Below are 19,747 nucleotides of genomic sequence, written 5' to 3' on the forward strand. Positions count from 1 at the left end.
GGTCGGTCAGGTCGGGTTGCAGCGCGCCATCAGGGTGGCCATCGAGCCGACGTCGGGCCGCCACGGCTCGAGGTTCCAGGTCGCCTTGTCGGCCGCGCCGAGCGCGTGGCACAGGAACTGGTCGTGCATCGCGTTCGTGTCGGCGTCCGGCGCGAGCGCGACGACGGCCGCCCAGGTCGCGTCCTGAGCGGCGAGCCCGCCGGCGCGCGCCCACGGGGTCGGGTCGACCGCGAGCGACCGCCCTCCCTCGCGTTCGCCCCACGTCGCACTCGTCACCAGGGTCGTGCCCAACCACACGGTCGCCGTGCCCGACGTGCGTTCCGTGGAGCCGACCAGCGCGCGGGAGACGACGGCCCGCAGCCCCTGGGTGCCCGCAGCCTCGAACCGTGCGCGCACGAGCGTCCCGTCGTCGGTCGTCGCCGTCGGGCTCGCAAGCCCACCGGCGAACGCTCCCGCGGTGTCCCGGACGACGACCGACCCGTCGAGCTGTACGTCGAACGTGGTGCCCGGCGGGGCGATGAGCTGGGCGGCGTCCGCGGGGAGGTCGGCCGGGAGCGGGATGCTCGCCTGGACGGAGCCGTCGGGCTGCGGGGTGATGGTCGGCCGGTCGGCCTGGAGGGTGAGAGTGAGCGCGCCCGACGTCAGCGTTGCGGCGCTCGCGGACGCCGCCGCGCTCTCGGTCGCGGGTGACGCGCCGGGTGACGCCCCAGGTCCCGGGCCTGGGTCGCCAGTGGCCGTGCAGCCGGTGAGCAGCGCGCTGACCAGGACGGCGATCAGCGCGCCCAGTCGCGCATCGTGCGGAGCGGGGCGTCGAGCCCCTGATCCACCGGCCGTCGCACCTGTCGTCCGCACCCACGAACGGTAGCGACTCGGCGGCGCGGGGAGGGGGTACCCCTTGACGCCCGGCCGTGCCGGGACCTATCGTGAACACGTGTTCATGAACGTACGTTCATAGACGAGGAGGAGACATGGCAGACATCACCCTCGACCGGCTCGGCAAGACCTTCGGGCCCGTCGTCGCCGTCGAGAACCTGAACCTGCAGATCAGGCCCGGCAGCGTCACTGCGTTCCTCGGCCCGAACGGTGCGGGCAAGACGACGACGATGCGCATGGTGCTCGGTCTCGTCCGCCCCACGACCGGGCGGGCCCTCATCGGTGGCCTGCGCTACGCCGACCTGCCGGCGCCCCGGCGGACCGTCGGCGCCGTGCTCGGACCCGACGGGTTCCACGTCGGGCGTTCCGGTCGCGACCACCTGCGGGTCATCGCCCGCGCGTGTGCCTTCCCGGACCGTCGCGTGGACGAGGTGCTCGAGCTCGTCGAGCTCACCGACGCCGCGCGTCGGCGCGTCGGCACCTACTCGCTCGGCATGCGCCAGCGGCTCGGCCTCGCGGCGGCGCTGCTCGGCGACCCCGAGGTCCTCATCACGGACGAGCCCACCAACGGGCTCGACCCGGAGGGCATCGCGTGGCTCCGCGGGTTCCTGCGCGCGAGCGCCGACGAGGGTCGCACCGTGCTCGTCTCGAGCCACCTGCTCGCCGAGGTGGCCCGCACGGCGGACCGCATCGTCGTCATCAGCGAGGGCCGTCTCCGGTTCGACGGCGACCTCACCGAGCTCGCGGGGCCCGTGGGGATGCGCGACGCCGACGACCTCGAGAACGCCTTCCTTCGACTCACGGCAGGAGCAGCATCATGACCACCTTCGCTCGCGGACTCGTCGCCTCCGAGCTCCTCAAGCTCAGCACCACCCGGGCCGCCCGCTGGGTGCTCGTCGCCGGTGGCGTCCTGGTCGCGCTCGCGATGAGCGGGGCGATCGCGTCGGGCGGCGTCCCGCTCGCGTCGCTCGGCACGGACGACGGGCTGCGCACCGTCCTCGAGCACGGCGGCCTGCCGGCGATCCTGGTCCTGATCCTCGGCGTGCTCATGACCGCGGGCGAGTACCGGCACGGCACCGTCGTCGACACGTTCCTCACCGAACCGCGTCGGGCGCGGGCCCTCCTCGCGAAGCTGACCGGTGGAGCGCTCGTCGGGATCGCGTCGGGCGTCGTGTGCGCGGTCGTCGCCGCGGTGACCGCGACAGCCTGGTACGCCGCCAAGGACGTGCCGCTCGACCTCGGCTCGGGCGTCGTCGTGCGCAGCCTCGTGGGGATCGTGGCCTGGCAGACGCTGTACGCCGTCATCGGTGTCGCCGTCGGCGCGCTCATGCGGGCCCAGGCCACGGCGATCGTCATGGTCATCGCGTGGGTCTTCATCGCGGAGACCGCGATCGCCGGGCTCGTCGTCTCGCTCGGCAGGTGGCTGCCGGCGACCGCAGCGCGCGCCCTCGGGAACGCGCCCGATGCCGGGCTCCTCCCGCAGGTCGGCGCGGCCGTCGTGCTCCTGGGGTGGGCCGTGCTGCTGTCCGCGGGCGCGATCGGCGCCACGGCGCGGCGTGACCTGGCCTGAACCGTCTGGTTGGATGCCCCGCATGAGTCCACGCCGTGCACGGGTCCTGCGCGACCAGGACACGTCCGACTCGCCGGGTGCCCTGCGGCGCCACCTGATCGACGTCACCCAGCGGCTCCTGGCGGCGCACGGTGCTGCGGGCCTCACGACCCGCGAGATCGCCCGCGAGGCGCAGGTTGCCGACGGCCTGCTCTACAACCACTTCGCGGGCAAGGACGACCTCGTCGTCACAGCGCTCGGCGAGCGGACGACCGAGCTCGTCGGAGCGTTCCTGGCGACGCTGCCCGAGGCGGGCACCGCGACGCTCGAGGACAACCTTCAGGTGCTCGCCCAGGCCACGCTCGATCTCACCGCGCAGGCCGCCCCCCTCGTCACCGGCCTGATCGGCCAGGCCGCGCTGGTCGGACGGTTCATCGACGGCATCCACGCCGGCCAGCTCGGACCTCAGGTCGCCGTCGCAGCGGTGGTCGAGTACCTGCAGGCTGAGCAGGTGCTCGGCCGGGCCACCACCGACGTCGACGCGGCCGCCGTCGTGGAGCTGTTGTTCGGTGCGTGCCTGTCGCGGGCGTTCATCGGGCAGCTCGGCGCACCCGAGGTAGGAGCACCGACCGCCGCGACCGAGTCGATCGTGGGCGTGCTGCTGCGGGCGCTGCGCGTGGGGTAGTCGCGTCGCGCGGGGGATCGTCCGGTGGGCGAGCGTCGACCTCCGGCCGCCGTGACCGCCGGTAGCCTGGGGGCGTGTGCCGACGGACCTGCGCACGCCAGAGCCTGCCTGAGGGAACCGATGACCACCGAGCCTCGCACCGCCTCCGCTGCTTCTGCTTCCCGGCCGTCGGGGCACGTGTCCGACACCGTGGAGGACGCCGCCGCGACCCCCGACCTCGAGCAGCCGTTCGCCGCGCTCGGTCTCAAGCCTGACGAGTACCAGCAGATCCGCGACCTCCTCGGGCGTCGCCCCACGGCCGCCGAGCTCGCGATGTACTCCGTCATGTGGTCGGAGCACTGCTCCTACAAGTCGAGCAAGATCCACCTGAGCCAGTTCGGCGACAAGACGACCCCCGAGATGAAGAAGCACCTGCTCGTCGGCATCGGCGAGAACGCGGGCGTCGTCGACATCGGCGACGGCTGGGCGGTCACCTTCAAGGTCGAGTCCCACAACCACCCGAGCTACGTCGAGCCCTACCAGGGTGCGGCGACGGGCGTCGGCGGGATCGTCCGCGACATCATCTCGATGGGTGCGCGCCCGGTCGCGGTCATGGACCAGCTGCGGTTCGGCGCGATCGACCACCCCGACACCGCGCGCGTCGTGCACGGCGTGGTGTCCGGCGTCGGCGGCTACGGCAACTCCCTCGGGCTGCCGAACATCGGCGGCGAGCTCGTGTTCGACGCGTCGTACCAGGGCAACCCGCTGGTCAACGCGCTGTGCGTGGGCGTGCTGCGCCACGAGGACATCCACCTCGCCAACGCGTCGGGCATCGGCAACAAGATCGTGCTGTTCGGGGCCCGGACAGGCGGCGACGGCATCGGCGGTGCCTCGATCCTCGCGAGCGAGACGTTCGACGACACCAAGCCCTCCAAGCGCCCGAGCGTCCAGGTCGGTGACCCGTTCATGGAGAAGGTCCTCATCGAGTGCTGCCTCGAGCTGTTCGAGGCGCGCGTCGTCGAGGGCATCCAGGACCTGGGCGCCGCAGGGATCTCGTGCGCGACGAGCGAGCTCGCGTCGAATGGTGACGGCGGCATGGAGGTCGACCTCGAGACGGTCCTGCTCCGGGACCCGACGCTGACGGCCGGCGAGATCCTCATGTCGGAGTCGCAAGAACGCATGATGGCGGTCGTCACGCCCGCCAAGCTCGACGAGTTCCTCGCGATCACGACGAAGTGGGACGTCGAGTCGGCCGTCATCGGCGAGGTCACGGGCACGGGCCGCCTCGTCATCCACCACCACGGCGAGAAGATCGTCGACGTCGACCCCAGGACGGTCGCGCACGAGGGCCCGGTCTACGACCGCCCGTACGCGCGTCCGGCCTGGCAGGACGGCCTCAACGCCGACACCATCTCGGGGCCCGACGGCGCCGCCCGGGCCGCGCGTCCGGGGACGGCCGACGAGCTGCGAGAGACGGTCCTGCGCCTGCTGGCCTCGCCGAACCTCTCCTCGAAGTCATGGGTCACCGACCAGTACGACCGGTACGTCCAGGGCAACACGGCCCTCGCTCAGCCCGACGACGGCGGCATCGTCCGTGTCGACGAGACCACCGGGCTCGGCGTCGCGCTCGCGACCGACGCGAACGGTCGCTACGCCAAGCTCGACCCGTACACGGGTGCGCAGCTCGCGCTCGCGGAGGCCTACCGGAACGTCGCGACGGTCGGTGCGCGGCCGCTCGCGGTCACGGACTGCCTCAACTTCGGCAGCCCCGAGCACCCCGACTCGATGTGGCAGCTCGTCGAGGCCATCCGCGGCCTGGCCGACGCGTGCCAGGTCCTCGGCGTGCCCGTGACCGGCGGCAACGTCTCCCTCTACAACGGCACGGGCGAATCCGGCCGCATCGACTCGGCGATCCACCCGACCCCCGTCGTCGGGGTGCTCGGCGTGATCGACGACGTCGCCGACGCGACCCCGTCCGGCTGGACGACGGCCGGTCAGAGCATCTATCTGCTCGGCACGACGCGCGGCGAGCTCGACGGGTCCGCGTGGGCCGACGTCGTGCACGGACACCTCGGCGGGCTGCCCCCGCGCGTGGACCTCGCCGCCGAGCGCCGGCTCGGCGAGGTGCTCGTGCGCGCGAGCCGCGATGAGCTGATCGACGCCGCGCACGACCTCTCGGAGGGCGGACTCGCGCAGGCGCTGGTCGAGTCGAGCCTGCGGTACGGGGTCGGCGTGAGCGTCGACCTCGAGCCGTTGCTGACGCGCGACGACGTGACGCCGTTCGAGGCCCTGTTCTCGGAGTCGACCGCGCGCGTCCTCGTGGCCGTCCCCCGCAGCGAGGAGGTCCGCTTCGCCGACCTGGCCACCTCGCGCGGTGTCCCGGTCGTGCGGATCGGCGTGACGACCGACTCGTGCGTCCCGGGTGCGGGTGCCGGCCTCGGCGCCGCAGACGTGCACGACGGCGACCACTCCCACGAGCCGGCGATCGAGGTCCAGGGCCTGTTCACCCTGCCCCTCAATGAGGCCCGCGAGGCGTTCACGCGCACGCTGCCGGCGTACTTCGGGTAGCACCAGGACGGGCGCCGACGGTGCGCTGCCGCGCAGGTAATTGCGTGGCCCGCCGCCGGTGCACCGACCTACCGTCGCGGCATGACCGACGACGCGACGACGCACGACGCGACGACGGGTGCGCGCGTCGTGCGTGTCGACCGGGGCGCCGTCAGCGTGCTGCCCTGCCGCGATGACGGTGACGGCCTCCGTGCTCACGACGCAGGCCCGCTGCGCGTCGACCTCGACCGGGACGGCCTCGTGCCGTTCGCCGACGGCTCCCGCCGACCGGCCGCCGTCGGTGACTGGCTCGAGATCGGCGAGCGTGCCGACGGCGCCCCGCACGTCGCGCTCGCCCGGGACCGCCGCACGGCGCTCGTCCGCGACACCGCGGGCGCCACGTCCGACGTGCAGACCCTCGCCGCGAACGTCGACATCGTGCTCGTGGCCGAGCACCTCGATCCGGACCCGTCCCTCGGACGTGTCGAGCGGCTGCTGACCTTGGCGTGGCGCTCGGGTGCGCAACCGGTCGTCGTCCTCACGAAGTCCGACCTCGTCCCCGACCCGGACGGCATGGCCGCCGAGGTGGCCGGCGTGGCGATCGGTGTCGACGTGCACGTCGTCAGTGCAGTCCGCGGAGAGGGCCTCGAACCGGTGCGGGCGCTGCTGGGACCGGGCGTGACTCTCGTCGTCGTCGGCCCCTCGGGTGCGGGCAAGTCCACGCTCGTCAACGCGCTCGCGGGGGCAGACGTCATGGCGACGGCGGGGCGCCGGGCGGACGGACGCGGTCGGCACACGACGACGCACCGCGAGCTCGTGATGCTGCCGGGCGGTGCGGTGCTGATCGACACCCCAGGTCTGCGTGGGGTGGGTCTCGTGGCCGACGCTGGGGCGCTCGGGGTCACGTTCGCTGACGTCGAAGAGCTCGCGGCGCGGTGCCGGTTCGCCGACTGCGCGCACGGGACCGAACCAGGGTGCGCCGTGCGTGCGGCGCTCGAGTCCGGTGAGCTCGCCGAGCGTCGGCTCGACAGCTGGCGCCGCCTGATGCGCGAGGCGGCGTTCCAGGAGAGGCGGGCCGACGCGCGGCTCGCGGCCCAGGAGCGTGCTTGGTGGAAGCGGATCACGGTCGAGCACCACCGCCAGCTGCGCAGCCCTCGGCGCTGACCGGGCACCGGGGATCGCCGCTGCGGCATGATCGGGGCATGCCGCCCCGTCGTCGCACCGAGCCGGCCGACGGCCGTGCCGCGCTCGCCGCCTGGCGCGCCGACCCGTCGGGCGTCCCCGCGCCGGCCCGCCGCACAGCGGTGCGCTTCACGCTCGAGGAGCTGGCCGACGTCGCCCCCGGGCACACGGTCGAGGTGCGCGTCCCGCCCGACGGCGCCGTCCAGGCCGTCGAGGGCCCACGGCACACGCGCGGCACCCCGCCCAACGTGGTCGAGACCGACCCGCAGACGTGGCTGGCCCTCGCGACCGGCGCCACGACCTGGTCTGAGGCGGTCGCCTCGGGTCGCGTGCGCGCGTCCGGCGAGCGCGCCGACCTCACCGCGTACCTTCCGCTGCAGGCCGCGCGGCCGCGCTGACCTCGCGCTGAGCAGGCGGCGAGGCGATGGCTACCATCGGGGCGTGACCCCGCCCGACGAGCCGACCGACAGCCCTGCCGCGACCGACGGCTCCGCCCCGACCGACGGCTCCGCCCCGACCGGCAGTCCCGACCCGACGACGGGTGCGCAGCGGCCACGGGCCGCGGGAGACGAGGCCGCGGTGCCCGACGAGCAGGAGCTCGAGCGCGTCGCCGTCAACGCGATCGTGCGTCGTGCCCCGAGGTACGGGGCGTTCATCACGGCGGGCGCCCTGGTCGGCGCGCTCCTCGGGCTCGTCCTCGTCGTCGTGACGTCGTCGCCCGGCACGGTCTCCGGCGACGGGTTCATCTCGTTCCTCGGGGGCGACGGCACCGTGCGGATCCTGACGGCCGGTGCGCTCGCGGTGCTCGGTGGGCTCGTCGGGGGAGCCCTCGCGGTGGGTGCGGACCGGCGCAGCACCACTCGCCGCTGACCCGACCACGCCGTCCTGCCGGCCCGCCCACCCATCGGGCGGCGGGCATCTCGCGGGAGGGCGTGTGCGACCATGGTCATGTGGCCCTTCGCGGAGACGGACTTCTGACCCACGACCTCCTGCCAGGCGAGAAAGGTCCCCAAGACGCATGCGGCGTCTTCGGGGTCTGGGCGCCAGGCGAAGAGGTCTCCAAGCTCACCTACTTCGGTCTGTACGCGCTGCAGCACCGCGGCCAGGAGTCGGCCGGCATCGCCACCTCGAACGGCGAGCAGCTTCGTGTCTACAAGGACATGGGCCTCGTCTCGCAGGTGTTCGACGAGACGTCCCTCAACGCCCTGACGGGGCACATCGCGATCGGGCACACGCGCTACTCGACGACGGGCGCGAGCACGTGGGAGAACGCGCAGCCCACCCTCGGCGCGACAGCTGGCGGCACCATCGCGCTCGGTCACAACGGCAACCTGACGAACTCCGCGGAGCTCGTCGAGCTCGTCGCCGAGCGGTACGGGTCGATGCGCCGCGGCGAGCTCGCCCGGGGCAACACGACCGACACGGCGCTCGTCACCGCGCTGCTCGCAGGCGACCCGGACCACACCCTCGAGGCCACCGCGCTCGAGGTCCTGCCGCGGCTGCGCGGTGCGTTCTGCCTCGTCTTCATGGACGAGAACACCCTGTACGCCGCACGCGACCCGCACGGTGTCCGGCCGCTCGTCCTGGGTCGGCTCGAGCGGGGCTGGGTCGTCGCGAGCGAGACTCCCGCGCTCGACATCGTGGGCGCGTCGTTCGTGCGTGAGGTCGAGCCGGGTGAGCTCATCGCGATCGACGCGGACGGTCTGCGCAGCACCCGGTTCGCGCCGGTCGAGCGCGCGGGCTGCGTGTTCGAGTACGTCTACCTCGCGCGCCCCGACACGTCGATCGCGGGCAGGTCGGTGCACGCCGCCCGGGTGGCGATGGGTCGCCGGCTCGCTCAGGAGCATCCCGTGGACGCCGACCTGGTCATCCCGGTCCCGGAGTCGGGCACCCCGGCTGCCGTCGGGTACGCCGCCGAGTCGGGCATCCCGTTCGGTCAGGGGCTGACCAAGAACGCCTACGTCGGACGCACGTTCATCCAGCCGTCGCAGACGCTGCGTCAGCTCGGCATCCGGCTCAAGCTCAACCCGCTGCGCGAGGTCATCCGCGGCAAGCGGCTGGTCGTCGTCGACGACTCGATCGTGCGCGGCAACACCCAGCGCGCGCTCATCCGGATGCTGCGGGAGGCCGGGGCGGCCGAGGTGCACGTGCGGATCAGCTCGCCGCCAGTCAAGTGGCCGTGCTTCTACGGGATCGACTTCGCCTCGCGCGCCGAGCTCATCGCGAACGGGCTCGGGGTCGACGAGATCGCCGCGTCGCTGCAGGCCGACTCGCTCGGCTACATCTCGACCGAGGGCATGATCGCGGCGACCGAGCAGCCCGCGTCGCAGCTCTGCACGGCCTGTTTCACGGGCCACTACCCGATCGAGCTGCCCCCCGCCCACCGGCTCGGCAAGTTCATGCTCGAGCAGAGCGAGCTGCCGCTCGGCAGCCCCGAGGACGGTCTCGCGACGCTCGTGACGGGCGTCGGCGGCGCCGGCGCGCTGGACCACCCGTGAGCGCGTCGGTGGGCCAGGGCCCGACCGCCCCGGTGACGTACGCGGGGGCCGGCGTCGACACGCACGCGGGCGACAAGGCCGTGGAGCTCATGAAGGACGCCGTGCGCGCGACGCACGGGCCCGAGGTGCTGGGCGGGGTCGGCGGCTTCGCGGGGCTGTACGACGCGTCGATGCTGCTGCGCTACCGCCGCCCGCTGCTCGCCACCTCGACCGACGGTGTGGGCACCAAGGTCGCCATCGCGCAGGCGCTCGACATCCACGACACGATCGGCTTCGACCTCGTGGGCATGGTCGTCGACGACATCGTCGTGGTCGGTGCGCGACCGCTGTTCATGACCGACTACATCGCGTGCGGCCGGGTCGTCCCGGAGCGGATCGCGGCGATCGTGCGCGGCATCGCGGCGGCCTGCGAGGTCGCGGGGACGGCGCTCGTGGGCGGCGAGACGGCCGAGCACCCGGGCCTGCTGGGTCCCGACGAGTACGACGTGGCCGGTGCGGCGACGGGCATCGTCGAGGCCGACGAGCTGCTCGGCCCGGACCGCGTGCGTCCGGGAGACGTGCTGGTCGCGCTCGGGTCGAGCGGGCTGCACTCCAACGGGTACTCGCTCGTGCGCAAGGTCGTCGAGGTGGCGGGCTGGGGGCTCGAACGCCACGTCCCGGAGCTCGGGCGGACGCTGGGTGAGGAGCTGCTGACGCCGACGCGCGTCTACGCGTCGGACTGCCTCGCCCTCGTCGAGCGAGCGTCGGGCGGCGTCCACGCGTTCAGTCATGTCACCGGGGGAGGGCTCGCGGCGAACGTCGCGCGCGTCCTGCCGGCCGGGCTCGTGGCCGACGTCGACCGTGCGAGCTGGACCCTGCCGCCGGTGTTCGGGCTCGTGCAGGCGCTCGGCTCGGTCCCGTGGTCGGACCTCGAGAACACGCTGAACCTCGGGGTCGGCATGGTCGCGATCGTCGCGCCCGAGGCGGTCGACGGCGTCCTGGCTCACTCCGCCGAGCTGGGCCTGCCGGCCTGGGTGCTCGGGAGCGCGCGCGCCCTCGACCCGGCTCGGGACGTAGCTGCGGACAGCGAGCTGGTCACGGGGACGAAGGGTGTGCACGGGGGCGCTGTGCGCCTCTCGGGGCGGTACCGGACCACCTGAGGTGGTGCCGGTGACCGCCCACCGAGATCAGCTGTCGTCGCGCCACGGCCCGCTGTCGCGAGGCCGTTCCGGATCTTCCGTGTCCACAGCGCGGCGGCTGTCGGTCACGACATCATTGCGGCCATGCGACGTGAGCTCTTGCTCGAGAGCTCGGTAGTTCGTGTCGGGGCTGAAGTACTTCAGCTCCCTGGCTACCTTGGTCTGCTTAGCCTTCTGACGGCCGCGCCCCATGGCATCGACCCCCTCTTACGTGGAAGCGGGGCGGCTCCGTGCGTACACGTGCGGCCCCGGGGTGCTGGAATCGTCTCTTCGTGGGGCAACGGTACATGCTCCGCAGGTATTCCGACCACTCGCGTCCAACGGCCGACCGCGGGCCTCCGCTGCCCGACCGCGAGGGCGAACGCGGGGTGGCGCGGGTCACTCCGCGGCCGGCTTGGCTGACCGGTTGGTAGGGATTACCCTGATGTGTAACGTTCCACACCCCGCCGGATGAGGTGTTGGTGAGAAAACGTAACCAAATCGTGTGCACATATGCGGCACACTCGGCGATACGTCATGATATGTGGGCGTACTGCGGGGGGGTCGGGTTGCGTCGAGCACGTCGTGCTCGCTCACGGTCTCTCGGGTTCGCGCGTGTGTCGCGTTCATGTGAACCCGACAGACTCGGTGGTCGTAGCCGCGGCCGCCGAACCCTAGCCCTGGGAGGCAGTAGATGTCCGCACACGCCACGGAGTCGGAGACTCTGTTGACGCCGTCCGAGGTCGCCACGCTGTTCCGCGTCGACCCCAAGACGGTCACCCGCTGGGCTAAGGCTGGCAAGCTCTCCTCGATCCGCACGCTCGGCGGTCACCGCCGTTACCGTGAGGCCGAGGTTCGCGACCTGCTCAACGGCGTCCCCAACCAGCGCGAGGCCTAGCCTCGCCCACGTGAGCAGTCCTGCAGGGGTCGACCCCTGGACCCGGGTCACCCTGGAGCTGCTCCACACTCCGCCGTTCGACGCGACGTCGTGGTTCCGACACGTCGCCGACCGTGCTGTTCCCGGTCTCGAACGCGTGAGCTGGGCGCAGGCCGCCCCGGGCATCTCCGACTCGACCCCGTTCTCGAGCTCGTCGCAGGTGCACCCTCGGTCTTCCCCGCACCGCCACTCCATCACCCGGCTGCTGAGCGCGCCGAGCGGCACCGCGGTGGCGCACCTGCACCTCGCGCCCGACGGTTCAGCCGTCACCGCCGACCTCGAGCTCCCCTCCCGCTCCGTCGCGTCGGACGAGGAGTGGGTCGTCGTGCGCCTGCGCCGATGGCTCGACCTCGATGCCGACCCTGCCGTGGTCGCAGCGGCACTCGGTGCGGACCCGCTGCTCGCCGGCCCGGTGGTCGAGCGCCCGGGCTTGCGCATCCCCGGCACGGTCGACCCGTTCGAGCTCGCGGTCCGGGCCGTCGTCGGCCAGCAGGTGTCGACGGCTGCGGCCAGGACGGTCGTCGGCCGGATCGTGACCGCGCTCGGTGAACCCGGCCCCGCGGGGCTGCGCCTGTTCCCCACGGCGGAGGGGCTCGCAGCCGTCCCCGTCGACGTGCTGCGCGCGTTCGGCCTCAACCAGGGTCGCGCCTCGACGCTCGGTGTGGTGGCCCGCGCCGTCGCCGACGGACTGACGCTGGAGCACGGGTCGGACCCGTCGGGCGTGCACGCCGCGCTGCTCGCCCTGCCCGGCATCGGACCCTGGACCGCCGACTACGTGGTGCTCCGCGCGCTCGGCCACTCCGACGTGTTCCCGGCGGGGGACCTCGTGCTGCGGTACGCCATGGCCCAGCTCCCCGGCGGTGCGGGCCAGTCCGTCACGATCCGGGACGCGCAGGCTCGGGCGGAGTCGTGGCGGCCGTGGCGCGGCTATGCGGCCCAGCACCTCTGGTCCGCGTGGGCGGCTCGCGCGCAGCCCCACATACCGACGCCGCGGCGGCGTCCGGCGGTGGAGTCGTGACCGTCGTCAGTGCCGGCGCGTGATCGCGCTGACGACGATGCCCAGGGCTGCGACGCCCGCACCGAGCACGACGCGCGCACGCGTCCGCGCCGACGGGTCGGCTGCCGGGTCGGTCCCGATCGCGTCCCGCACGAGCCGTCGACCCTTCTCGGCGGCCTGACCGGCCTGGTAGCGCGGGTCGAGCCGGGTGGACAGCTCCTCGACGGTCTCGACGAGCTGCGCGCGGGTGGCGGCGAGCTCGGCCTCGAGGGCGGCGATCTTCGGTTCGGTGGACATCAGCTCAAACCCTCCTTGACCGCGTCGACGTCCTTCTTGACGTTCGCGACGGTGCGCTCCGGCTTGGTCGCGCCTGCCTTCAGCCGGTTGCGTCCGACGAGCGCGAGCGCTGCGGTCAGGGCCAGGAGCACGAGCGACACGATGAGACCCGCGAGCCAGGGCGCGACGGCGTTCGCCAGCCCCATGACCGCCGTGGCGATGAGGGTCGCGAAGGCGAAGAACCCGAACAGGGCCGCACCGGCGAACAGGCCGGCCCCGACGCCCGCCGCCTGGGCGCGCGCCGCCATCTCCGCCTTGGCGAGCTCGATCTCGGCATGGACGAGCCGTGCGCCCTGCTCGCTCAGTCGGCCGATGAGCTCACCGATGGACTGGTGGTCGTTCGTTGACGGGCCGTGCGTCCCGGTGACCATGTGCCCTCACCTCTCGTCCGGACATGCTGTGCGTTCCGTGCGTCCACAGTCTGTCGGACAAGCCGCCGGCCTGCGAGGTCAGTCGACCCTCGACGTCGCCCCGAGTGCCGGTCGGGGCGGTCAGTCGGCCCAGGGGTGGACGAGCTCGTCGGCGTCGGGTGCCGGGTGCGGCGCCGGCCGTGTGCCGCGGACCGGAGCAGGCAGGCGACTGCGTCCCAGCGCCGCGAACGCCGCACCGCCGAGGACGAGCACGAGCCCGATGAGCAACGCGGCGAGCCACAGGCTGACGGCATGGGCCAGGCCGACGACAGCCGCGGTGAGGAGCAGCGCGATCCCGAAGAAGGTCAGCAGGGCCGCGGCGCCGAACGCCAGCGCGCTCGGGCGGATCTCGACGGCGCGGGCCTTGACCGACCGGCCGACGGCGTCGACCTCGGACTTGATCGACGAGCGGACCTTGTCCTCGACCTGCGTGATCTTGTCGCGCGCGATGTCCGTGAACGGCTCGGTGAATCGGTCGAAGAAGCGAGAGCCGCGCGGGCGCTCGGCATCGGGCGTCTGGTTCACGGGTGGTCCTCCGTCGGATCCTCGGGCGCGCGCAGCGCGCGCGCTGTCGCTGCCGTCAGCCTAGGTGGGCCGCGCGCGTGACCGGGGAGGACATGCCACAGCGGGACGATCTTGCTCACCGTGTGGGATGTCGCGGGTTCGCCCCCGACGGGCGCTCTCGCGACCGCCGGGTTAGCGTCGAATGACCTGATCCGACCACGAGGAGGAAGCACCCATGGGACTCGACGACAAGGTCGCCAACGCCGCGGAGCACGCCAAGGGCACCGCCAAGGAGGCGGCCGGCAAGGCGACGGACAACGAGCGTCTCGAGGCCGAGGGCCAGCTCGACCAGGCCAAGGCCGACGCGAAGAAGATCGGCGAAGACGTCAAGGACGCGTTCAAGGACTGAGCGTGAGGGTGGGCCCCGGTCCCGTCGACGTGACGGGACCGGGGCCACCTCCCGTACGACGGCACGGCCTGACAGCCCCGCCCACGACGAAGCCCCGCGCCGAGTCTTCCGGGCGGGGCTTCTGATGTGGCCACTGGCAGGGTCGAACTGCCGACCTTTCGATTTTCAGTCGAACGCTCTACCAACTGAGCTAAGTGGCCGAACCGACAACGCCCGGCCAGATGACCGGGCGTTTCGAGCGACCCCGACGGGACTTGAACCCGCGACCTCCGCCGTGACAGGGCGGCGCGCTAACCAGCTGCGCTACGGGGCCTTGTGGTGAGACAAGGTACCTGACGTACTGCGTACTGCTCGTACCCCCAACGGGATTCGAACCCGTGCTACCGCCGTGAAAGGGCGGGGTCCTGGGCCGCTAGACGATGGGGGCTCGACCGCCCCCGACGTCGAGGCGTCTTCAGACCGGAGTCGAGCATACGGTCTGGCGGCCCGAACTCCAAAGTCGGGACCCGCAGGGCCATGATGGACGCGTGGTCGACATGTCGCGCGAGGAGTTCGAGGACGCCGTCCGGGACGCCCTGGACGAGATCCCGGCCGAGCTGGCGGCGCAGATGGACAACGTCGTGGTGCTCGTCGAGGACGATCCTCCGGACGGCGAGCCCGACCTCCTCGGCGTCTACGAAGGCTTCCCGCTCACGGAGCGCGGCGAGTTCTGGGCCACCGGGACGCTCCCTGACAGGATCACGATCTTCCGCAACCCGACGCTGTCGATGTGCGAGGACCGCGACGAGGTGGTCGACGAGGTGGCCGTCACGGTCGTCCATGAGATCGCGCACCACTTCGGGATCGACGACGATCGACTCCACGAGCTCGGCTGGGCCTGAGAGGACGCGCCATGAGTGAGCCGGTACGCATCGGGATCGTGCTCCTGCCGCAGGAGAGGTGGGCCCTCGCGCGCGAGAGGTGGCAGCGCGCCGAGGCCTACGGGTTCGACCACGCCTGGACCTACGACCACCTCTCGTGGCGCACGCTCGTCGACGAGCCGTGGTTCGCCACCGTGCCGCTGCTCGCTGCGGCTGCCGCGGTGACCGAGCGGATCGGCCTCGGCACCTGGGTCGCGTCGCCGAACTTCCGCCATCCGGTGCCGTTCGCCAAGGACGTCATGGGGCTCGACGACGTGAGCGGCGGCCGGTTCGTGCTCGGGCTCGGCGGCGGGGGCGAGGGAGCCGACGCGACGGTCCTCGGCCCGGCGCCCGGCCGCGGTGAGCGCACCCGTCGGTTCGCCGAGTTCGTCGGTCTGCTCGACCAGCTGCTGACGCAGCCCGTGACGGAGCACGCGGGCGAGTTCTACGAGGCCCACGGTGCCCGCATGGTGCCCGGGCCGATCGCGCGGCCGCGCGTGCCGTTCGTCATCGCCGCCAACGGGCCGCGCGCGATGGCGCTCGCCGCGCAGCACGGCCAGGGGTGGGCGACCTACGGCCCGACGTTCCTCGAGGAGGGTGCGCCGGTGGGTACCCCCGCCCAGGCGCAGGAGCGGTGGTGGGCGGGTCTCGCGGAGCTCGTGCACAGCTTCGACCACGCGCTCGCCGCGCACCGTGCGCTGACGTCCGAGCGTGTGCCGCCGGTGCGGCGCTACCTGAGCCTCGACGGCGCGCCGGTCTTCTCGCTCGAGTCGGTCGAGGTGTTCGTCGAGGGGGTCGAGCGCGCGGTCCAGCTCGGTTTCACCGATGTCGTCGTGCACTGGCCGCGTGCCGAAGGTGTCTACGCGGGTTCGCAGGCCGTGCTCGACCGGGTCGTCGACCGGTTGCCCGAGCTGCGCGCACTGGGTCGCTGAGGACCATGGTCGCGATGGCGTCGCGACGCGTCCGGGGCGTCACCGCCCGGAGCGCGACGACGTCAGTGCGAGCTGCGGGCCTCCCACGCGCTCGCGACCATGTCGGTCAGCGAGTGGCGCATCTGCCAGTCGAGGTCGCGTGCTGCGAGCACGCCCGACGCGACGATGCGCGCGGGGTCGCCGGCCCGCCTCGGCGCGATCTCCGGCTCGAAGTCGACGCCGGTGACCTGGGCGACCGCCGTCATGATCTCCCGGACCGAGACGCCGTCGCCGCTGCCGAGGTTGTAGACGCGCTCGAGGGGTCGGCCCTCGGCCAGCGCGCGCGCGGCCGCGACGTGCGACACGGCGAGGTCGGCGACGTGGACGTAGTCACGCACGCACGTGCCGTCGGGCGTCGGGTAGTCGGTACCGTTGATGCGCGGCGTGCGGCCCTCGGCGATCGCGTCGAGCACGAGCGGGAAGAGGTTGTGCGGGCTGGTGTCGTACAGCTCGGGGGTCGCGGAGCCGACGACGTTGAAGTACCGGAGCGACGTGTGGCGCAGGCCGGCGGCGACCGCCTGGTCGCGCAGCAGCCACTCGCCGATCAGCTTGGACTCGCCGTAGGGCGACTCGGGGGTGGTCGGGGTCTCCTCGGTCACGAGGCTCGTGTCGGGCGTGCCGTAGACGGCGGCGCTCGACGAGAAGACCATCGCGTCGACGCCCTGCGAGCTCATGGCCTCGAGCAGGTGCGCGGTGCCGGTGACGTTCTGCTCGTACGTGTGCAGCGGTCGGTGGACCGAGACGCCGGCGTACTTGAAGCCTGCGAGGTGCACGACGCCGACGACGCCGTGACGGACGATCGTGTCCGCGACGAGATCGGTGTCGAGGATCGACCCGCGCACGAGCGGCACGCCCTCAGGGACGAACTCGGCGTGCCCGCTCGAGAGGTCGTCGAGGACGACGCATCCCAGCCCGACGGCGCCGAACGCCTGCACGACGTGCGATCCGATGTATCCCGCTCCGCCGGTGACCAGCCATGTCATGCTGCGAACCATACCGATCCCGACGGGGTCGTGAGGGACATCTGGTGGCGCGCGAGAAATTGCTCAGTATGCTGAGCAACTCGGAGGCCGAGGAGGTTCGCGTGTGGGAGAACAGCGGGACGCTGGGTGCCCGGGGACGACGCGGCTCCGACATCGCGCCGCGCCCACCCGAGGCGCTCGGGCTGCGCGACGACGTCGACGCCGCGATGGTCGAGACGAGCCGGACTCTCCGGCGGTTCCTGAGCGAGCGCCGCGCCCAGGCGCTGGCCGTGGCCCCGGCCTACGCGGCGCTCTGGGAGGCGGTCGCGGACCAGGTCGGCGGCAAGCTCGTGCGGCCGCGCCTGACCGTCGCGTCGTACCTCGGGTTCGGCGGCACGGATGTCGGCGCCATCGCGTCGGTCGCCGCGGCCCAGGAGCTGCTGCACACGGCGATGCTCGTGCACGACGACGTCCTGGACTCCGACGAGGTCCGCCGCGGCGCCCCCAACATCACGGGCACCTACCGCGCGCGGCTCGCGGCGGACGGTGTCTTCGGTGCTGCGGCGGAGCACCAGCTGCTCGGGGCGGGTCTGCTGGGCGGCGACCTCGCGCTCTCCGCAGCGTTCGAGCTGCTGGCGTCGTCGTCCGCGAGCCCGGCGATCGTGGTCGAGGCGGTGCGGGCGCTCGCCCGGACGGTCGCGACGACGGTCGCGGGCGAGCTCCTCGACGTCGGCGGGGAGCTGCTGTCCCCGTTCGCGGTCGACCCGCTGCTCGTCGCCGAGCTCAAGACCGCGATGTACTCGTTCTGCGGCCCGCTGCAGGTCGGCGCGCTGCTCGCCCACGCACCCGCGTCGGTGTCGGTCCACCTCGACCGGTTCGGCAGCTCGATCGGGGTCGCCTTCCAGCTCGTCGACGACGAGCTCGGCGTGTTCGGTACCCCCGCCGAGACCGGCAAGTCGGTGCTCTCGGACCTGCGGGCCGGCAAGCGCACCGAGCTGCTCCGCCTGACGTACCTGCTCGCGGACGACGACGGCCGCGCGGTGCTCGCCCGGTATGTCGGCAACCCCGACCTGGACGACGACGGCGCCGAGGAGGTCCGGCGCGTCATGCTGCGGTGCGGGGCGCGGGACCGGGTGCGCTCGCTCGCAGCGGGAGCCGCCCGGTCGGCACGGCAGACCGCGACCGAGCACCTGCCGCCACCGCTCGCGGACTACCTCAGCACCTTCGTCGACGAGCTCCTGGAGCGGAACCACTGATGGACCACCCCCCGACGAACCCCGACGAGCGCGCGCGACGCCTCTACGACCTGACGGCGGCCCGGGCCGGTCGCGCCGTCCTCGCGGGCTACTCGACGTCGTTCGGGCTGGGCTCGCGACTGCTCGGGGCCCGCGCGCGCGCCGACATCGAGGCCGTGTACGCACTCGTCCGCATCGCCGACGAGATCGTCGACACGTACCGCGGGTCCGACGCGGGAGCCCTCCTGGACGAGCTCGAGGCGCAGACCGCCCGGGCGCTCGAGAGCGGCTACTCGACCAACCTCGTCGTGCACGCGTTCGCGGCGACCGCGCGGCGGACCGGCATCGGGCACGACGAGCTCGACCCGTTCTTCGCGTCGATGCGCGCCGACCTCACGGTGCGGGTGCACGACCGCGCGAGCTTCGAGGCGTACGTGCACGGCTCGGCGGAGGTCGTCGGCCTCATGTGCCTCGCGGTCTTCCTCAACGCGGACCGCCTGCCGGGGGAGCCCGTGCGTCGCGGCGACGAGCGGCTGCGTGCGGGCGCGCAGGCGCTGGGGGCCGCCTTCCAGAAGACCAACTTCCTGCGGGACCTGGGCGACGACTCGGGCGCGCTCGGTCGCAGCTACTTCCCCGGCATCGCTCCCGGGTCGCTCACGCAGTCGCAGCTCGACGCGATCCTCGCCGAGATCGCCGCGGACCTCGAGACCGCGCGCGGCGCGCTCCCGGGGCTGCCCCGGCGGGCCCGGGTCGCCGTCGACGCGACGCTGGGACTCTACGAACGGCTGCTCCACCAGATCGCGGCGTCCCCGCCGGCTGAGGTGCTCGCGCGACGCGCGCGCGTGGGGACGCCGCGCAAGCTCGCCGTCGTGGCCGGAGCGGTCGCACGGCAGTCGCGGGGGCCCGCGTGAGCGCGGACGGGTCGGTGCGGCCGGGCGGTCGGGCCGGGCGAGTCGTCGTCGTGGGTGGCGGGATCGGCGGCCTCGCGACGGCCGCGCTCCTCGCTCGCGGCGGTGCCCTGGTGACGCTGCTCGAGCGGCACAACTCGGTCGGAGGGCGCACCGGGACGGTGACGTTCGACGGCTTCCGGTTCGACACCGGGCCGTCCTGGTACTTCATGCCCGAGGTGTTCGAGCACCTCTTCGCCCTGCTCGGGGAGCGCGTCGAGGACCATCTCGACCTCGTGCGGCTCGACCCCGCGTACCGGGTCTTCCCCGAGCCCGTCGCCGGGCGCACCGCGCAGACGCTCGACGTGGTGGCCGACGGTGAGACGAACTGGCGCACGTTCGACGCGCTCGAGCCCGGTGCGGGCGACGCCATGCGCGCCTATGTGGAGGCGTCGGGCGACGCCTACCGCACCGCGCTCGACCACTTCTTGTACACGACGTTCGCCCGGCTCGACCGCGTGGTCTCGGCCGACGTCGTGCGCCGCTCCGGGACGCTCGTCGGGCTGCTGACGCAGACGCTCGCCGCACACGTCGCGAACACCGTGAAGCACCCGGTGCTGCGCCAGGTGCTCGGCTACCACGCGGTGTTCCTCGGGTCGTCGCCGTACCGGGTCCCCGCGCTGTACTCGCTCATGAGCCACCTCGACCTGGGCGACGGCGTCCGGTACCC

General features: G+C 72.9%; 23 protein-coding genes and 3 tRNA genes. 17 read left to right on the plus strand and 9 right to left on the minus strand.

Features of this window, described 5'->3' with window-relative positions; all coding sequences use genetic code 11:
* Positions 1-6: 6 nt before the first annotated feature.
* A complete protein-coding gene (locus VFW79_RS11580; protein ID WP_329677446.1) occupies positions 7-852 on the minus strand; it encodes a DUF2599 domain-containing protein in 846 nt (281 codons plus the stop codon).
* 116 nt (positions 853-968) lie between these two features.
* Between VFW79_RS11580 and VFW79_RS11585 the strand changes: the two genes are divergently transcribed.
* The 9 genes from VFW79_RS11585 (at position 969) to purM (ending at position 10,452) form a co-directional block, all read left to right on the plus strand.
* On the plus strand, positions 969-1,694 hold the full coding sequence (locus VFW79_RS11585; RefSeq protein ID WP_329677447.1) for an ABC transporter ATP-binding protein: 726 nt from the start codon (positions 969-971) through the stop codon (positions 1,692-1,694).
* Positions 1,691-2,443 carry a hypothetical protein gene (locus tag VFW79_RS11590; RefSeq protein ID WP_329677448.1) on the plus strand — a complete coding sequence of 251 codons (753 nt, stop codon included), beginning with the start codon at positions 1,691-1,693 and terminating at the stop codon, positions 2,441-2,443. The genes VFW79_RS11585 and VFW79_RS11590 overlap by 4 nt, the downstream gene beginning before the upstream one ends.
* A gap of 22 nt (positions 2,444-2,465) precedes the next feature.
* The gene (locus VFW79_RS11595) at positions 2,466-3,107 is read left to right on the plus strand and encodes a TetR/AcrR family transcriptional regulator (protein ID WP_329677449.1); all 642 of its coding nucleotides are present in this window, start codon (positions 2,466-2,468) and stop codon (positions 3,105-3,107) included.
* 120 nt (positions 3,108-3,227) lie between these two features.
* Complete coding sequence (gene purL / locus VFW79_RS11600) at positions 3,228-5,654, plus strand: phosphoribosylformylglycinamidine synthase subunit PurL (RefSeq protein ID WP_329677450.1); 2,427 nt, start codon at positions 3,228-3,230, stop codon at positions 5,652-5,654.
* A gap of 81 nt (positions 5,655-5,735) precedes the next feature.
* A complete protein-coding gene (rsgA, locus tag VFW79_RS11605; protein WP_329677451.1) occupies positions 5,736-6,797 on the plus strand; it encodes a ribosome small subunit-dependent GTPase A in 1,062 nt (353 codons plus the stop codon).
* A gap of 38 nt (positions 6,798-6,835) precedes the next feature.
* Positions 6,836-7,213, plus strand: a complete 378-nt coding sequence (locus VFW79_RS11610; protein WP_329677452.1) for a sterol carrier family protein — start codon at positions 6,836-6,838, stop codon at positions 7,211-7,213.
* A 43-nt stretch (positions 7,214-7,256) separates the two neighbouring features.
* The gene (locus VFW79_RS11615; RefSeq protein ID WP_329677453.1) at positions 7,257-7,685 is read left to right on the plus strand and encodes a histidine kinase; all 429 of its coding nucleotides are present in this window, start codon (positions 7,257-7,259) and stop codon (positions 7,683-7,685) included.
* An 80-nt stretch (positions 7,686-7,765) separates the two neighbouring features.
* Positions 7,766-9,313 (plus strand): amidophosphoribosyltransferase, encoded by a 1,548-nt coding sequence (gene purF / locus VFW79_RS11620; RefSeq protein WP_329677454.1) that lies wholly within the window; start codon positions 7,766-7,768, stop codon positions 9,311-9,313.
* Positions 9,310-10,452 carry a phosphoribosylformylglycinamidine cyclo-ligase gene (gene purM, locus VFW79_RS11625; protein WP_329677455.1) on the plus strand — a complete coding sequence of 381 codons (1,143 nt, stop codon included), beginning with the start codon at positions 9,310-9,312 and terminating at the stop codon, positions 10,450-10,452. The genes purF and purM overlap by 4 nt, the downstream gene beginning before the upstream one ends.
* Before the next feature lie 27 nt (positions 10,453-10,479).
* Here the strand turns inward: purM and VFW79_RS11630 are convergent, their stop codons facing one another.
* Positions 10,480-10,683: a DUF3073 domain-containing protein gene (locus tag VFW79_RS11630; protein ID WP_109131493.1), complete on the minus strand. Its 204-nt coding sequence runs from the start codon at positions 10,681-10,683 to the stop codon at positions 10,480-10,482.
* 481 nt (positions 10,684-11,164) lie between these two features.
* On the opposite strand from VFW79_RS11630, the gene VFW79_RS11635 reads away from it, so the two are divergent.
* Together VFW79_RS11635 and VFW79_RS11640 are read left to right on the plus strand one after the other, a co-directional pair.
* Entirely contained in the window at positions 11,165-11,368 is a 204-nt protein-coding gene (locus VFW79_RS11635) for a BldC family transcriptional regulator (protein ID WP_329677456.1), read from the plus strand.
* A 10-nt stretch (positions 11,369-11,378) separates the two neighbouring features.
* Positions 11,379-12,425, plus strand: a complete 1,047-nt coding sequence (locus VFW79_RS11640) for a DNA-3-methyladenine glycosylase 2 (protein ID WP_329677457.1) — start codon at positions 11,379-11,381, stop codon at positions 12,423-12,425.
* Positions 12,426-12,431: 6 nt separating this feature from the next.
* Here the strand turns inward: VFW79_RS11640 and VFW79_RS11645 are convergent, their stop codons facing one another.
* The 3 genes from VFW79_RS11645 to VFW79_RS11655 form a co-directional block, all read right to left on the minus strand.
* Complete coding sequence (locus VFW79_RS11645) at positions 12,432-12,701, minus strand: DUF3618 domain-containing protein (protein WP_329677458.1); 270 nt, start codon at positions 12,699-12,701, stop codon at positions 12,432-12,434.
* The gene (locus VFW79_RS11650) at positions 12,701-13,111 is read right to left on the minus strand and encodes a phage holin family protein (RefSeq protein ID WP_329677459.1); all 411 of its coding nucleotides are present in this window, start codon (positions 13,109-13,111) and stop codon (positions 12,701-12,703) included. Before VFW79_RS11650 ends, VFW79_RS11645 begins: the two co-directional genes overlap by 1 nt.
* A gap of 120 nt (positions 13,112-13,231) precedes the next feature.
* The gene (locus tag VFW79_RS11655; protein ID WP_329677460.1) at positions 13,232-13,675 is read right to left on the minus strand and encodes a phage holin family protein; all 444 of its coding nucleotides are present in this window, start codon (positions 13,673-13,675) and stop codon (positions 13,232-13,234) included.
* Between the two features lie 214 nt (positions 13,676-13,889).
* Between VFW79_RS11655 and VFW79_RS11660 the strand changes: the two genes are divergently transcribed.
* Positions 13,890-14,063 (plus strand): CsbD family protein, encoded by a 174-nt coding sequence (locus VFW79_RS11660; RefSeq protein ID WP_329677461.1) that lies wholly within the window; start codon positions 13,890-13,892, stop codon positions 14,061-14,063.
* Between the two features lie 127 nt (positions 14,064-14,190).
* Here the strand turns inward: VFW79_RS11660 and VFW79_RS11665 are convergent.
* The 3 genes from VFW79_RS11665 to VFW79_RS11675 all read right to left on the minus strand — a co-directional run bounded on the left by VFW79_RS11665 (position 14,191) and on the right by VFW79_RS11675 (position 14,490).
* Positions 14,191-14,263, minus strand: a tRNA-Phe gene (locus tag VFW79_RS11665).
* 39 nt (positions 14,264-14,302) lie between these two features.
* A tRNA-Asp gene (locus tag VFW79_RS11670) sits at positions 14,303-14,376 on the minus strand.
* Positions 14,377-14,417: 41 nt separating this feature from the next.
* A tRNA-Glu gene (locus tag VFW79_RS11675) sits at positions 14,418-14,490 on the minus strand.
* 109 nt (positions 14,491-14,599) lie between these two features.
* Between VFW79_RS11675 and VFW79_RS11680 the strand changes: the two genes are divergently transcribed.
* Both VFW79_RS11680 and VFW79_RS11685 read left to right on the plus strand, forming a co-directional pair.
* Positions 14,600-14,944 (plus strand): metallopeptidase family protein, encoded by a 345-nt coding sequence (locus VFW79_RS11680; RefSeq protein ID WP_329677467.1) that lies wholly within the window; start codon positions 14,600-14,602, stop codon positions 14,942-14,944.
* Between the two features lie 11 nt (positions 14,945-14,955).
* Complete coding sequence (locus VFW79_RS11685; protein ID WP_329677462.1) at positions 14,956-15,894, plus strand: LLM class flavin-dependent oxidoreductase; 939 nt, start codon at positions 14,956-14,958, stop codon at positions 15,892-15,894.
* Between the two features lie 62 nt (positions 15,895-15,956).
* Here VFW79_RS11685 and galE read toward each other — a convergent pair whose 3' ends face one another.
* Positions 15,957-16,916 (minus strand): UDP-glucose 4-epimerase GalE, encoded by a 960-nt coding sequence (gene galE / locus VFW79_RS11690; RefSeq protein WP_329677463.1) that lies wholly within the window; start codon positions 16,914-16,916, stop codon positions 15,957-15,959.
* A gap of 68 nt (positions 16,917-16,984) precedes the next feature.
* Here galE and VFW79_RS11695 point away from each other — a divergent pair, with 68 nt between their 5' ends.
* The 3 genes from VFW79_RS11695 to VFW79_RS11705 form a co-directional block, all read left to right on the plus strand.
* Positions 16,985-18,151: a polyprenyl synthetase family protein gene (locus VFW79_RS11695; protein WP_329677464.1), complete on the plus strand. Its 1,167-nt coding sequence runs from the start codon at positions 16,985-16,987 to the stop codon at positions 18,149-18,151.
* The gene (locus VFW79_RS11700) at positions 18,151-19,041 is read left to right on the plus strand and encodes a phytoene/squalene synthase family protein (RefSeq protein ID WP_329677465.1); all 891 of its coding nucleotides are present in this window, start codon (positions 18,151-18,153) and stop codon (positions 19,039-19,041) included. Before VFW79_RS11695 ends, VFW79_RS11700 begins: the two co-directional genes overlap by 1 nt.
* Positions 19,038-19,747 (plus strand): FAD-dependent oxidoreductase (locus VFW79_RS11705; protein WP_329677466.1); only part of this gene is annotated, 710 nt, incomplete at its 3' end. The genes VFW79_RS11700 and VFW79_RS11705, both read left to right, overlap by 4 nt.

The sequence above is a fragment of the Cellulomonas sp. genome (assembly GCF_036279715.1).
In the GTDB taxonomy this organism is placed as follows: Bacteria; Actinomycetota; Actinomycetes; order Actinomycetales; family Cellulomonadaceae; genus Cellulomonas_A.

Coding starts and splice junctions, on each gene's coding strand:
- VFW79_RS11585 (WP_329677447.1), top strand. CDS start 969: ATGGCAGACATCACCCTCGACCGGCTCGGCAAGACCTTCGGGCCCGTC.
- VFW79_RS11590 (WP_329677448.1), top strand. CDS start 1,691: ATGACCACCTTCGCTCGCGGACTCGTCGCCTCCGAGCTCCTCAAGCTC.
- VFW79_RS11595 (WP_329677449.1), top strand. CDS start 2,466: ATGAGTCCACGCCGTGCACGGGTCCTGCGCGACCAGGACACGTCCGAC.
- purL (WP_329677450.1), top strand. CDS start 3,228: ATGACCACCGAGCCTCGCACCGCCTCCGCTGCTTCTGCTTCCCGGCCG.
- rsgA (WP_329677451.1), top strand. CDS start 5,736: ATGACCGACGACGCGACGACGCACGACGCGACGACGGGTGCGCGCGTC.
- VFW79_RS11610 (WP_329677452.1), top strand. CDS start 6,836: ATGCCGCCCCGTCGTCGCACCGAGCCGGCCGACGGCCGTGCCGCGCTC.
- VFW79_RS11630 (WP_109131493.1), bottom strand. CDS start 10,683: ATGGGGCGCGGCCGTCAGAAGGCTAAGCAGACCAAGGTAGCCAGGGAG.
- VFW79_RS11635 (WP_329677456.1), top strand. CDS start 11,165: ATGTCCGCACACGCCACGGAGTCGGAGACTCTGTTGACGCCGTCCGAG.
- VFW79_RS11645 (WP_329677458.1), bottom strand. CDS start 12,701: ATGTCCACCGAACCGAAGATCGCCGCCCTCGAGGCCGAGCTCGCCGCC.
- VFW79_RS11650 (WP_329677459.1), bottom strand. CDS start 13,111: ATGGTCACCGGGACGCACGGCCCGTCAACGAACGACCACCAGTCCATC.
- VFW79_RS11660 (WP_329677461.1), top strand. CDS start 13,890: ATGGGACTCGACGACAAGGTCGCCAACGCCGCGGAGCACGCCAAGGGC.
- VFW79_RS11680 (WP_329677467.1), top strand. CDS start 14,600: ATGTCGCGCGAGGAGTTCGAGGACGCCGTCCGGGACGCCCTGGACGAG.
- VFW79_RS11685 (WP_329677462.1), top strand. CDS start 14,956: ATGAGTGAGCCGGTACGCATCGGGATCGTGCTCCTGCCGCAGGAGAGG.
- galE (WP_329677463.1), bottom strand. CDS start 16,916: ATGACATGGCTGGTCACCGGCGGAGCGGGATACATCGGATCGCACGTC.
- VFW79_RS11695 (WP_329677464.1), top strand. CDS start 16,985: ATGCTGAGCAACTCGGAGGCCGAGGAGGTTCGCGTGTGGGAGAACAGC.
- VFW79_RS11700 (WP_329677465.1), top strand. CDS start 18,151: ATGGACCACCCCCCGACGAACCCCGACGAGCGCGCGCGACGCCTCTAC.